Origin of the sequence: Pelosinus fermentans JBW45 (assembly GCF_000271665.2) — a bacterium.
In the GTDB taxonomy this organism is placed as follows: Bacteria; Bacillota; Negativicutes; order DSM-13327; family DSM-13327; genus Pelosinus; species Pelosinus baikalensis.
On the sequence record NZ_CP010978.1, the window covers coordinates 5,160,506 to 5,173,831 of the forward strand.

At 40.4% G+C, this 13,326-nt stretch carries 14 protein-coding genes; 4 read left to right on the plus strand and 10 right to left on the minus strand.

The annotated features are described in order from the left end of the window. Positions 1–133 precede the first annotated feature (133 nt). Positions 134–451 carry a hypothetical protein gene (locus tag JBW_RS22810; RefSeq protein WP_007954985.1) on the plus strand — a complete coding sequence of 106 codons (318 nt, stop codon included), beginning with the start codon at positions 134–136 and terminating at the stop codon, positions 449–451. 164 nt (positions 452–615) lie between these two features. Here JBW_RS22810 and JBW_RS22815 read toward each other — a convergent pair whose 3' ends face one another. After that, positions 616–1,599, minus strand: a complete 984-nt coding sequence (locus tag JBW_RS22815) for a phenylacetate--CoA ligase family protein (RefSeq protein ID WP_007954983.1) — start codon at positions 1,597–1,599, stop codon at positions 616–618. Positions 1,600–1,758: 159 nt separating this feature from the next. Between JBW_RS22815 and JBW_RS22820 the strand changes: the two genes are divergently transcribed. Then, positions 1,759–2,154 carry a hypothetical protein gene (locus JBW_RS22820; protein ID WP_007954982.1) on the plus strand — a complete coding sequence of 132 codons (396 nt, stop codon included), beginning with the start codon at positions 1,759–1,761 and terminating at the stop codon, positions 2,152–2,154. Positions 2,155–2,178: 24 nt separating this feature from the next. Here the strand turns inward: JBW_RS22820 and JBW_RS22825 are convergent, their stop codons facing one another. Continuing rightward, positions 2,179–2,877, minus strand: a complete 699-nt coding sequence (locus JBW_RS22825) for a polysaccharide deacetylase family protein (RefSeq protein WP_007954980.1) — start codon at positions 2,875–2,877, stop codon at positions 2,179–2,181. Between the two features lie 129 nt (positions 2,878–3,006). Here JBW_RS22825 and JBW_RS22830 point away from each other — a divergent pair, with 129 nt between their 5' ends. Beyond that, on the plus strand, positions 3,007–4,167 hold the full coding sequence (locus tag JBW_RS22830) for a D-alanyl-D-alanine carboxypeptidase family protein (RefSeq protein WP_007954978.1): 1,161 nt from the start codon (positions 3,007–3,009) through the stop codon (positions 4,165–4,167). A gap of 41 nt (positions 4,168–4,208) precedes the next feature. On the opposite strand, the gene JBW_RS22835 is transcribed toward JBW_RS22830, so the two are convergent. From JBW_RS22835 to hypA, 5 genes are all read right to left on the minus strand, one after another. Then, on the minus strand, positions 4,209–4,991 hold the full coding sequence (locus JBW_RS22835; RefSeq protein ID WP_007935824.1) for a CheR family methyltransferase: 783 nt from the start codon (positions 4,989–4,991) through the stop codon (positions 4,209–4,211). Between the two features lie 189 nt (positions 4,992–5,180). After that, positions 5,181–6,299: an alanine racemase gene (gene alr, locus JBW_RS22840; RefSeq protein ID WP_007954976.1), complete on the minus strand. Its 1,119-nt coding sequence runs from the start codon at positions 6,297–6,299 to the stop codon at positions 5,181–5,183. Between the two features lie 73 nt (positions 6,300–6,372). Next, positions 6,373–6,549, minus strand: a complete 177-nt coding sequence (locus tag JBW_RS22845; protein WP_007954975.1) for an aspartyl-phosphate phosphatase Spo0E family protein — start codon at positions 6,547–6,549, stop codon at positions 6,373–6,375. Further along, complete coding sequence (gene hypB / locus JBW_RS22850) at positions 6,549–7,217, minus strand: hydrogenase nickel incorporation protein HypB (RefSeq protein WP_007954974.1); 669 nt, start codon at positions 7,215–7,217, stop codon at positions 6,549–6,551. The genes JBW_RS22845 and hypB overlap by 1 nt, the downstream gene beginning before the upstream one ends. Before the next feature lies 1 nt (position 7,218). Beyond that, entirely contained in the window at positions 7,219–7,560 is a 342-nt protein-coding gene (gene hypA, locus JBW_RS22855) for a hydrogenase maturation nickel metallochaperone HypA (protein WP_007935831.1), read from the minus strand. A gap of 196 nt (positions 7,561–7,756) precedes the next feature. On the opposite strand from hypA, the gene JBW_RS22860 reads away from it, so the two are divergent. Further along, complete coding sequence (locus tag JBW_RS22860) at positions 7,757–8,020, plus strand: alpha/beta-type small acid-soluble spore protein (protein ID WP_007954973.1); 264 nt, start codon at positions 7,757–7,759, stop codon at positions 8,018–8,020. 50 nt (positions 8,021–8,070) lie between these two features. Here JBW_RS22860 and JBW_RS22865 read toward each other — a convergent pair whose 3' ends face one another. From JBW_RS22865 to ald, 3 genes are all read right to left on the minus strand, one after another. Then, on the minus strand, positions 8,071–10,032 hold the full coding sequence (locus JBW_RS22865) for a penicillin-binding protein (protein ID WP_007954972.1): 1,962 nt from the start codon (positions 10,030–10,032) through the stop codon (positions 8,071–8,073). Between the two features lie 152 nt (positions 10,033–10,184). Further along, positions 10,185–11,579 (minus strand): amino acid permease, encoded by a 1,395-nt coding sequence (locus JBW_RS22870; RefSeq protein ID WP_007954967.1) that lies wholly within the window; start codon positions 11,577–11,579, stop codon positions 10,185–10,187. Between the two features lie 337 nt (positions 11,580–11,916). Further along, positions 11,917–13,035, minus strand: a complete 1,119-nt coding sequence (gene ald / locus JBW_RS22875; protein WP_007954965.1) for an alanine dehydrogenase — start codon at positions 13,033–13,035, stop codon at positions 11,917–11,919. Between the last annotated feature and the right edge of the window lie 291 nt (positions 13,036–13,326).

A 13,326-nucleotide genomic window follows, 5' to 3' on the forward strand; every position in this document is an offset into this window, starting at 1 on the left:
CTTGATTTTAGTTGGAATTCTAACACCATCAAAAATCCTAGTTGCTTTGTCCAGCAATTTTTCCTGGATACATAGATACCAATCCTAACAATTGGTTATACTCTTACTACTAATAATAAAAGGATGATTTAAAATGAGTGACAACACAGTATTAGATTTTTATGAACCTTTCGGCTTTTATGAAACAGAAAATGAAGATGGCTGTACTGCTCTTCTTTATGAAACACTAAATAATGGCGATTACGCCTTAGTCACTGATGGTGATGGTATTATACCAGAAGATCTAGAGCAAGAAATCATTTTTGCTTATTACACTGCAGATGGGGCCTTTTCCTGGAGTGTTAGTTTTGAAGATTCCCATCATTTTTTTGAACTGTTAGGAAAACATACAGAAAGTAATCATCTCATTGATATTGTAAAGCAATATCGTGATAGTGGCGATTACTATTAAAAAATAAATGTATAAAGGGTTCTAAAGATGAGAAATCTCAGAACCCTTTGTACATTTTATTTTTTCAGTAAAGCCTTCGCTCTTTCTTCTAATTAATATCTTCTGCTTCCGAAGGTTTTACTACTACACCATGAGGTGTAGACTTACCATCTTTATCCACATGGCTAAAGGTCCTTCTTTTCTGTTTCTTTTCTTATTCGTATCAACGTCCGTCCACAAGCACATGGGCTGTCCTCTAAACTACATAGCATACCCGTGGTAAAACGCAAAAGAGGCATCGCCTCCAATGTCAGGCTGGTAAGAACCAATTCACCGATTTCTCCCATGGGCAGAACTTGTCCACTTATAGGATGTAGAATCTCAGGATAAAAACAATCCTCTTGAACATGCAAACCAGCATCACAATGGCACTCTCCTGCAATCCCCATTCCCCAAATGTCATACATGCCATAAACTTGGATTGGTTTTTTCCCATAAATCTGTTGAATTGTTTCACTTTGACTTTGGGATACAAGATTACTATCACAGAAAATATTCTGCAATGGTAATTCTGCAGGCTTATACCCATTCATACCGGCTTCTTGTGCAAGCTGGAGCAGATGTGAAGCAATAGAAAATATAGAGGTAATACCAAAATCCTCGATTAAATGCAACTGTGCGAGCATACTGCTCCCACTGTCTGGCAGTAAGGTTGAGCCAATTTGCTGTATTCCAAAATGCACCCCTAAGCTGGGTGCATTTTCTTTCATCATACCCACCCATTGAAAAATAGAGGTCACATTCACCCCTCCAGCAACCAGTATACGGGACATTAATTCACTCCACATAGCCATATCATTTCGGGTATAACTCACTGCAATATGGTCTTGATCCTCTAGCGTTTTATGAATATAGGCAACACCACTCACTGGCATCGTTAATAGTCCATAAGGATAATTAGCTGCTATATCCTGTTTCGTAGTAACAGGAAGTTTTTTCAGATCATCCAGATTTGTAATATCTTCTGGCAGCAGCCCACATTCTTTCATGCGAATTTGGTATAAGATACTTTTTTCATATACTCGCTCTATTATTTTTGTTAGTTTATAAGATTGCCATGCTGTCATATCCGTACGAGACAAGGTTTCTACTTGTTGATTCCAAATCATATATCTGCATCTCCTTTTCATGACCATAAAGACGTTTTTAATACTTTTCTTATTTCTCTATTTCCAGGATATAACCTTCCCTTTAGGAGATTAATGCCTTGACCGATTATTTCATATTTCCATCTATGATTGGACAAACTAGTCCTAGGAGGTGTATACATGGATGGAATGATTTGTTCCAATTGTCATACTTGGATGACCACCCAGGCAAAAAACTGCCCGGATTGCAATGCAGATATTGTTATGGACGGGGAAAGCAAAAATGTGATCGACCGTATTCAGCCCAATTGTCTTATTTATCGCTATGATGGCTCTGATTTATTAGAGGCGGGAGTCGTTATTAAACAGCTTAAGGTAAATATGAAAGTAGCTACAAAGTTGCGAGAATACTCTGCTCCCCTTCTTGTACCCAAGCATAAAGTCTATGCTTTTAATCAAAATCTGTTAAGCTCGATTCAAGGCTTGCGCAACGAACGCACTGCTACAATGGTAAGGTTTGATCAGCTTATCAAATCTCACTGGCAGAATCTAGAACCGTATCAACACACTGAATAAGTCCACCCTAAAGTCTGGCACATTCTAATTACGAACTTCGTAATACTGCAATAGCTCACTGACTGTAACAATGCTGTAACCTTGCTCACGAAGTTTATCAATTATAATACCAAGGGCCTCTGGTGTAGGCAGCGGATACTGACCGTCATGCAATAACACAATGCTGCCAGGCTTTACATGATTCATTACGTTCTCAACAAGAGAAGAGACACTAGGCCGCCGCCAATCACCAGGGTCCACTGACCATAAGATCGTCGTATATCCACGCAGCTCTGCTTCTGCCACTATAGCATCATTGTAGGCTCCGCCAGGAGGACGAAACAATACAGGTTTCGGAGCAGCTGCCATAATTGCCTTTTCAGCCTTGTCGAGTTCTTCAATCATTTCTTCCTTACTTATTTTGGATAAAAACCTATGCCTATAAGCATGGGAGGCCACTTCATGTCCATCAGCTACCTCCTGTGCTACTATTTCCGGATGAGCAGCAGCATGCTCGCCGAGAACAAAAAATGTTACTTTTGCATTTTTTTCTCTAAGAACTGCTAATAACTGCGGTGTCATCATATTGTGTGGACCATCGTCCACTGTTAATGCCACTACTTTATGAGTCGTAGGGACTTTTCGTATTGCTTTATCATTATCCTTTACAACTCCATCTACCATTACAGCAGCAGAAAAAATAATTCCTATTACGCCTGCGAAAACTAAACTTCCTCGTTTCATATCATCCTTACCTCCTATCACTACCTCAGTGGATATTACGCAAAAGACTAGAAAGATATGCTTTATGTTTTTGCATGATTATGCCATAACAGCAATATACTATAAAAGCCATTCACGAGGGGGATGCATATGTGGATATCATTTGCTCGTAACGTCATACTCCTATTTTGCCTATTCTTTACTTTAGCTACACCCATTGCCAATAGCTCACCACCAAAAATTGAGGCTCAAGCAGCCATCTTAATAGATGCAAAAACAGGGCAAATTCTCTTTGAAAAGAATAGTCATATTCGCAATGCTCCTGCCAGTACCACAAAAGTACTAACAGCCATCATTGCTATTGAAAGCGGACGACTAGATGAAGAGGTAAAGGTCAGCGCTCGAGCTGCCAATACAACAGGTTCTTCCATGCATTTAAGTACGGGGCAGCTCATTTCCATGCGGGAGCTAGTGATCGGTCTTTTGATGCGTTCAGGCAATGATGCAGCCGTGGCGATCGCGGAGCATTTGGCTGGTTCTGTCGAAAATTTCGTTATGCTTATGAATGATAAGGCCCAATCATTGGATGCTGCCAATAGCCATTTTGTCAATCCCCATGGTCTGACTGCTGTCAACCATTATTCTACAGCCTTTGACTTAGCCTGGATTGCCAGATATGCGTTAACCAATCCGACTTTTTCTATGATTGTGAACACGAAAGAAACGAATATTGAATGGCTCGATCGAAAAGGCAAAGAACACGATCAAAGTCTCAAAAATACCAATAAACTATTATGGTTATTGGAAGAGGCGGACGGAGTCAAAACAGGAACCACCAATCAGGCGGGCCCTTGCCTCATTTCCAGCGCTACTCGGGGAAATCAGAAATTAATTGCGGTTGTACTTCATGATCATTCCCGTTGGTATGACTCCATGAAATTATTAAAATACGGCTTTGATGCCTTTGAACTATATGAATATGCTGTTAAAGGTGATATTTTAGGATCGATTCCTGTAGAAGGAGGTCTTGGACCTCTGATTGATGCGGTAGTGAGTAATAATGCAAGTGTAGTAGTGCCAACCGCAGATTATGAGCATGTTACCGTCTATGTTAATCTACCAGAACAAATAAAAGCCCCTGTATATCAGGGGCAAAAGATTGGTGAAATTGTCTTTCTTGTTCATGAGCAAGCAATAAAAACCGTAGACATTACATCCGGCCAAACCATAGAAGAACGCACGAATAGTAAAATCTTACTGCAATATTTATTGCGTACCTTTCGTTTGTTATCCAGCTGGGGAGCACTCTAGTACCGACTGATGACTACTACTAAAAATAGAATTCGTTTGCTTTATAGAGGTCTACGATAAAAAAATGGCATGTATTGGCTAAAGCCAATATCACGGAAATTTAAGATGGCTTCCGTACCACCTACAAACAATACGCCACCAGGCTTAAGAGCACCTAAAAATCTTCGATATAAGCCATCTTTTGCCTCTTCGGTAAAATAAATAACTACATTTCTACATAAAATTAAATCGAATCCGGTATCAAATTTATCGAGCAATAAATTGTGACGTTTAAATTCTACCCGAGAACGGATATCTTCATCAATCGTATAGGTAGTACCAGCTTGTTTAAAATATTTAGAAGCTCTGCCAGTAGAAATATTCTTGAACTCAGTATTGGTATATATACCACTTTTGGCTTTTGCCAGCATTTCTACATCCAAATCTGTAGCTAAAATTCGATGTTTTACATTTGGCGTTATATCCTTTAAGATCATTGCTAAGGAATATGGCTCAGCACCAACAGAACAGCCAGCACTCCAAATATTAAGTTTAGGACTTTGTGCTAATAAATCTGGCAGCACTTTGCTTTCCAGCTCAGAGAATTTTTCTGGTGTTCGGAAAAATTCTGTTACATTGATTGTCATATAATCAACAAATTCCTTGTACATCTTCGCATCTTTATCCAATAAGTTAAAGAAGTCTACATATGTATTCACACCATACCGAGTCATTAAATTATTAATCCGTCGCTGCATCTGAGCCGGTTTATAATCATTAAGGTTAATGCTTGATTTTGCATTAAACTTTTGCTTAAACAACTCCCAATCTTTCTCACCAACCACACCAACACCTCCAACTTATTTCTAGAAGTATATTCGACATATTCTATTAATTTCCTACCTTCCCACCAAAAGACTTACAATAGGCGAATTTTCCTGACAAGCATCAAGCAAATGAGTAGAAAAGACCCACTCTCACCAGATATAAAGGTGGGTGGGTCTTATATTTACTGCATTGTATTAGGATACTTTTTAAGAAGTCTTGCTGATATAATACCTAGGCACTCTTTTTCCTACCATGCATACGATCTCATAATTAATTGTTCCCATGATCTGAGCAATCTCCTCTACTGGCAATTCAGCTCCGCCAAATAAAAGCACCTCATCATCAATGGTAACATCCCGAATATCGCTGACATCAACCATACACTGATCCATACAGACTCGTCCGACGATAGGGGCCCGCTGACCATGAATCAATACTTGCGTCTTACCCGCCAGCAAACGAGACCAACCATCTGCATAGCCTACGGGCAGAGTTGCAATTCGACTCCTTTGATCCGTATAATAAGTCCTTCCATAGCTTATAGACGAGTTAGGCGGTACATCCTTGACAAAGCCGACTTGAGCTTTAAACTTCATCGCTGGTTTAAGCAGCAAACTCTTTTTTACTTCATTTGAAGGCCATAACCCGTACAGAATAATGCCAGGCCGTACCATATCCAGATGCATCTCGGGCAATTCTAATAACGCTGCACTATTGGCAATATGGCGGATGGGTATGTGAATGCCTTGTCCCTTAATGTATTCAATAGCTTCTAAGAAATGCCGGTATTGCTCATAGGTAAAGGCCTTGTCCCAGCTATCAGAAGTAGCAAAATGAGAATATACGCCCTCGATTTCAACTCCGGGCAAAGCGGCTACTGCTGCTGCAAAAACGCCTGCATCAGTTGGGCTAACGCCGACTCTAGCCATTCCCGTATCGATTTTAAGATGTACTTTAGCTGTTTTACTTGCTGATATGGCCGCCGCTGATAAAGCCTGTGCTGATTCAAGAGAAAATATCGTTTGCGTAATATTATTCTTGACCACTAGATCAGCCTGACAAACTGGCGTATACCCTAACACCAAAATGGGCACTTCAAACCCTGCATTTCGTAATTCTACTGCTTCATTGACAATCGCTACGGCCAAACGGTCTGCTCCCGCCTGTAATGCAGTCCGTGCAACAGCTACCGCTCCATGCCCATACCCATCAGCCTTAACAACGGCACAAACTTTTGCATCACGGTTTGTTGCTTTTCTGATTTCGGTTACATTATGAGCAATAGCTGTTAAATCAATCTCTGCCCATACAGGTCGATTAAACATATCTTACCCTCCTAAGCAAAAAATAGGTGACAAAGAGACGTTATTTTGGGGGCTTTGTACCTATGAAATAAGATCATCGTCTTACGTGCTGCATCTTTACTCTCTCATATTCTACAATTAATTTATCTAATTGAATACTGACTTCTGCAACTTCTAGGTCTATTAAATTACCTGATTTTTTTTCTACCAATTCATGAAGGTGTATGCGTACACGTTCAATTTCTTGTGCCAGCTTTTGCAGATTAAGCATCACTTGCTCTCCTTGCCTTTTTTTATTTGCACTTGTTTCATAAGCCAATTGAACCAAGCTTCAAGTCCTTCACCAGTCTGGCATGAAACCGGCAATAGGGTAACTTCAGGATGAATAGCAGTAATGTCTTTTTCTGCAGCTTTTAGGTCAAAATTAGTATATGGCAGTAAATCTACCTTATTTAAAATGACAGCGCTGGCTTGTTTAAAGATTAATGGATACTTTAAAGGTTTATCGTCACCTTCTGTAATACTAAGAACCGTTACTTTACAGTCCTCACCAATATTGAATTCCGCCGGACAAACCAGATTTCCTACATTTTCGATAACAATAATATCAAGTTCCCCAAGATCAAGACAGTCAAGCACGCCTTGAATCATATTCGCATCTAGATGACAGCCACCGCCTGTATTAATCTGCACCACAGGTACGCCATGCTGTTCAATACGCTCGGCATCCTTCGCCGTAAATAAATCACCTTCAATAACAGCGATTGAAAGTGTTTCTTTTAATGCTTTAATGGTCTTTTCTAATAAAGACGTTTTGCCACAACCAGGTGACCCTAGTAAATTTATTACAAAGATACCTGCTTTTTCAAATCGTTCCTGCAATGCAGCAGCAACCTGATCATTTTTCTCTAAAATATTAGTCATTACTTTTATTTGCACTTTATTCTACCTCCAGATAATCAACTGCTAACTCTCGGCCCGATACCACTAGGATATTAGCCGAGTGGCATAAGGGACATAGGAAAGAATATCGTTCCACTGTAAATTGCTGCCCACAGCTATTGCATTTGCCAACCAGAGGTATAATCGTAATATCTACCACTGCGCCATCAGCTATCGTATTTGCAGCTAAAGCCGCAAAGCCAAATTTAAGAGATTCAGGCTCAACTTGAGTCATCTGGCCAATTAGCAGTTTAATGCAACTTATCTTTACCGCATTATGCTCTGCAGCAGTTTTTAATACGATGTCCAATATTCCTTGAGCAATGGACATTTCATGCATATACTTCACTCCACGTTTACCATTTTCATACAATTAATTCGTCATGAAAGGATGATTTCCTGCCATAGCAATAAGTTCAATGATTCACATTCGATGTTTATTACACGATTGGAACTATTTACATAATATAAACTCGAATAATCACTTTCTATTTCGCTGATACTATGATTACACCAACACAAGGAGGTGATTATCAATGGCCAGAAGTAACAAACCTGTTAACCCAGGCGCGGAAAACGCTCTCGATCGCATGAAGCTTGAGATCGCTAGCGAGTTAGGAATTGCTGATCGAGTACGTGCTCAAGGTTGGTCAACCATGACTTCCGCTGACTGCGGACGTGTGGGCGGACAAATGGTTCGCAGAATGATTGAGCAATATGAATCCGGCATGAGCGGAACTACCACTCAAGCAATGAACAGCACATTAACTGCTCAATATGATGCGAACAAACAGCCTTAATCGTATGCATGGGCGGCTTAAAGCCGCCCTTTATTTATTTGTTAGTATTTCTATCGTGCTTCAAAATAAACGTTAATCTCTGTTCCTGCTTCTACAATTGTATTTGCCATTATACTTTGTCTTACCGCAACACCTGTTCCCACAGGAACAATCGATAGTCCTGCTTGCGTTAATGCATCTCCTGCTTCACGGATGCTCTTTCCAACCACATTCGGTACAACTACCTTTCCTGGAGGGGCTTGAATGTTAGGCAAGGGCATCGAACTCGTTTGAATATTTTCTTTTGGAGCAGGAAATTCATTGGCAATTTGAGGGTAAATATTAAGATGACGCATAATTTTCCCTAAAATTTCGCCTGCAATGGGCGCTGCAATCTCACCTCCATAATAGCTTCCTTTAGGATCATCAAGGACAACTAAAATTGCAACTTGAGGATCTTCTACTGGACCAAAGCCAACAAATGAGGCTACATAACGTCCTGCAGAATAGCCACTGCCATCATCTTGCAGCTTTTCTGCTGTACCTGTTTTCCCGGCAAAACGGTATCCTTTAATAGAAGCTTTTTTACCGCCACCTTCCAATACCACCTTTTCCATTAAGGCCGTTAACCGATTCGCTGTTTCGGGGCTAATCGCCTGACGCACCGATTGAGTGACCCCTTCACGCTCAATAGAACCATCCACATTTCGTACTTCTTTGATAATGTACGGCTTTAAGAGTACTCCATCATTGGCAATCGCCGATACAGCCGTAATGAGCTGCAATGGTGTGACAGCAATACTTTGCCCAATGGACATCGTCGCCACATCTGAGTCACGCATATCTTCTGGCCTAAATAACAACCCTTCTTCCTCACCGGGTAATTCAATACCCGTTGCCTTGCCGAAACCAAAGGCCTTGGCATATTCGATCAATTTATAAGCTCCCAGCCTCATACCAATCTGTACAAAAATGGTATTAATGGATTGTTCAATAACTTCGACAAAGGAAACATTTCCATAACTTTCATCACTCCAATTTCGAATACGCCGCCCTGACACTTCTACATAGCCATTATCAATAAATCGCTCTTCGGGGTACAACTGTCCTTCCTGCAATGCAGCAGCTGCTACAACACTTTTAAAGGTAGATCCGGGTTCATAATTATATGCCACTGCCCGATTCTTCCACTCCCGCATGCTATATTTATAAAACTGATTGGGATTATAAGTAGGCCGATTGGCCATGGCCAGTATTTCTCCCGTGTGGGGATTCATGACAATCACGGTTGCCCCCTGGGGGCGATTGGTCAGCATTGCCTTATCCAAGCTCTGCTCAACAATAAATTGAATTGTACTATCTAAGGTAAGGTATACATTTTTCCCCTGCTTAGGTGGAGCAAATGTAAAAATAGACTTAAAAATGGGGATGCCCCGGCTATCGGTATCAACAAAGTGTTCCACAGAGGTTCCTTTAATGACTTTATCCAATGCCATTTCCATGCCATCTAAACCAACGTCATCCGTACCCACAAATCCCAAAACGTGAGCAGCCAAATTATCATTGGGATAATACCGCTTACTTTCTTCTAAAAAGCCTAGGCCTCTAAGATTAGATTCTTTGATCACAGCCTCTATTTGCTTTGTTACCCCAGGTTCGATCATGCGCTTGATCCAAATAAAACGTCCCCCTGCAGATAATCTTTCTTTCATATCTCCAGGCTGCATTTCTAATAACGGAGCCAACAGCGATACTATACTATCCGGGTCTTTAATTTCAGAAGGATCGGCATATAAGGACTTGGTTAAATTGCTAACTGCCAATTCCCGTCCTTCCCTATCATAAATCGTTCCACGAGGCGACTGTAAAATCTGACTGTCTTTCACTTGGTTTGCCACCTTTGCGGCCATACGATCACCGTCGATAAACTGCAGCCAGCCAATGCGCACTGCCAAAATAAAAATCATCATCAGTAGTAGAACTAAAAATGAAGCTATACGTCGCTGCAAGATTACAGCGTTTTTTTCCATCATTTATAATCAACCCTTCCTAAGAACACAATACTGCAACGTCTTATTATTCGTCTCATTTGCAGTATTTCCCTGCAAGAAAAGGATCTTATCGTAGCCACTAGTAATGAAAAAAACACCTTCAGCGGTGTTTTTTTCATTACAAAGAGATACATCTATTGTTGAAGAGATTTTTTATCTCCGTTACCTTTATGCATTCCTGCCGCATAATACGAAGCAGCGATCAGTCCAAACCAGATTGGCGCAATATACAATGCAACACGAGTATCTGGATTAAAGAACATGGCTATGGCAACGAATGCTAAGAAAGCTAAACTGATCCAATTGGATATAGGTGAAAAAGGCATCGGATATTTAATTTGCGCAATTTGTTCAGGTGACAAACTCTCGCGATACTTCAGCTGAATCAACAAGATAATTCCCCATATCCAAAGTGCACCAAAGGTAGCAACACTTGTAACATACACAAATACCTGTGCAGGAACCATATAATTAAGTACTACGCCGATCAATAAGAAACCTGACGAAACCAAAATTCCTTTTACAGGAACATGGCGGTCATTTAATTTACTAAACATTGTTGGAGCTTTTCCTTGTAATGATAAGTTATAAAGCATTCTGCCTGTACTAAACAGCCCACTATTACAAGAAGACAAGGCTGCAGTCAGTACTACGAAGTTGATAATGCCAGCTGCTGCCCTTACTCCAAGTTTATTGAAAGTCAAAACGAAAGGACTGCCCATTGTGCCAATTTGATTCCAGGGATATAACGACATTATGATCGTTAAGGAACCAACATAAAATATGAGAATACGCCAGAACACTTTATCAATCGCAGCCGGTAAGGATTTTTCAGGATTTTTTGCTTCACCGGCTGTAACTCCAATCAATTCAATGCCTAAATAGGAGAACATTACCATGGTACTCGCCATAATCATACCTTCTATACCATGAGGGAAAAACCCGCCATTAGACCAGAGGTTGGAAATGCCGATTGCCACCCCATGATTGGCAACACCAAAAGCGATCATGGCCGAGCCAGCCACAATCATCGCTAAAATCGTTACTACTTTAATTAAAGCAAACCAAAACTCAAACTCACCAAAAGCACGAACACTGACTAAATTAACAGATGCCATTAAAACCAAAGCACACAAGGCAGGAATCCACTGGGGCACTTCCGGCACCCAAAAGGAAAAATATACCCCAACTGCCGTAATCTCTGCCATACATGTGACAACCCACATAAACCAGTACGTCCATCCTGTAATATAACCAGCCAGAGGCCCTAAGAAAATATTGGAATGGGCACTAAAGGTACCGGAAACGGGATAAGCAACTGTTACTTCACCTAGGGCACGCATAATATAGAACATAATAATACCAGCCAGAAAATATACAAGTATCAATGATGGGCCGGCAGCTTTTATTGCAGCACCAGCTCCAAGAAATAACCCTACACCAATCGCTCCGCCTAATGCAATTAACTGAATATGACGTTCCTCTAATCCCCGATGCAATCCTTCCTGCAATGCATTATTTTTTTCCACAAATTCTCCCCCTCATATATTATACTTGGGATTACGGTAGGTTATTTTATGACCACCTCCTTACAATCCATGCAGGCCTTATTATAAACTATCATACACCGATATGGCGGAAATTCAATCATCTCATTATTCTATATATTCAGATAATTAATTTTATAATATACGCAAAAAGCATACTCTTAGCACAGATATGAGTATGCTTTTTGCTACTTTGTTGATTTACTAAAGGTGGCGATAGAGTTTTTACTCATCTGAATCTCAATCGCACTTAGCGGCTCTTAACTCCCACTTATAAAAAATGGGAGTCTTAGAGCAGGTTTAATCACCAGCAAACTTTTTAACTTAATACGGTTGTTACGGGAGTGTAAGGTAAATTCTGATCATCGGCTACAGCCTTAAATGTTACTTTTCCATCATAAACATTAAGTCCTCTTGCCAATCCTGCATCATCAATAAGGGCTTGTTTCCAGCCTTTATTAGCAATCTGCAGCGCATATGGCAATGTTGAATTTGTTAAGGCCAAGGTGGACGTGCGAGCCACCGCTCCTGGCATATTGGCTACAGAATAATGGATTACGCCGTGCTTGGTATAGGTAGGTTCGCTATGAGTTGTAATTCGATCAATCGTTGAAACTGAACCTCCTTGATCAATTGCCACATCTACAATGACGGAACCAGCTTCCATGGTTTTTACCATTTCTTCGCTCACTAACTTAGGGGCTTTTGCTCCAGGTATGAGTACAGCGCCCACTAAAAGATCCGCTTGTTTTACCCATTTTGCAATATTATAGCTATTTGACATAACAGTCGTTACTCTACCACCAAAAATATCATCTAAGTAAGCAAGACGATCTGTCGATTTATCAAGAATCGTAACACGTGCACCCATACCAACAGCCATCTTAGCTGCATTCGTACCTACAATGCCACCACCAACAATTACGACTTGACCTGATTCTACCCCAGGTACGCCTCCTAGAAGGATGCCTTTGCCGCCCCAAGGCTTTTCCAAGAACTGTGCACCAATTTGTACTGCCATACGACCCGCCACTTCACTCATTGGTGATAATAAAGGCAATGAATTATTCCGGCCTACAATGGTTTCATAGGCAATACCAATCACCTTTTTCTCTAATAATGCCTTCGTTAGTTCAGGCTCGGGAGCTAAATGTAAGTACGTAAATAAAATTTGACCTTCATGAAATAATTCATACTCTGGCATCAACGGCTCTTTCACCTTAATAATCATTTCTGAGGTATCAAATAATTCTTTTTTATCAGCGATAATCGTAGCTCCTACTTGCTTATAGCTTTCATCAGAAAAGCCGCTACCAATACCTGCATTTTTTTCAATTAATACAGTATGCCCTGCTCTACAAAGATCCTCTGCCCCTGCCGGAGTCAGGCCCACACGGTTTTCATTGTTTTTAATCTCTTTTGCTACGCCAATAATCATAATAAATCCCCTCCACTTTCGTTATTATATATAAAGACACCATTAGTATTATGATCTTATAGTAATGCAAAAACCGTGCCATACAGAGAATTTCTATGATACATCAGCCCTTCTATCTAAACAAATATCAGGTTTTTACTTGTTACACTTCAAAAGTAGTCACATTTTAAAACCTCGCTGTTCAGTCGAAGATCCAGTAAGATCTACTTATTCCGGAACTATTAATTTCCACAATGGATTCCACTGTTACGAATAGGTTCCATTTTATTGAATTAAATTCCATAAATCACC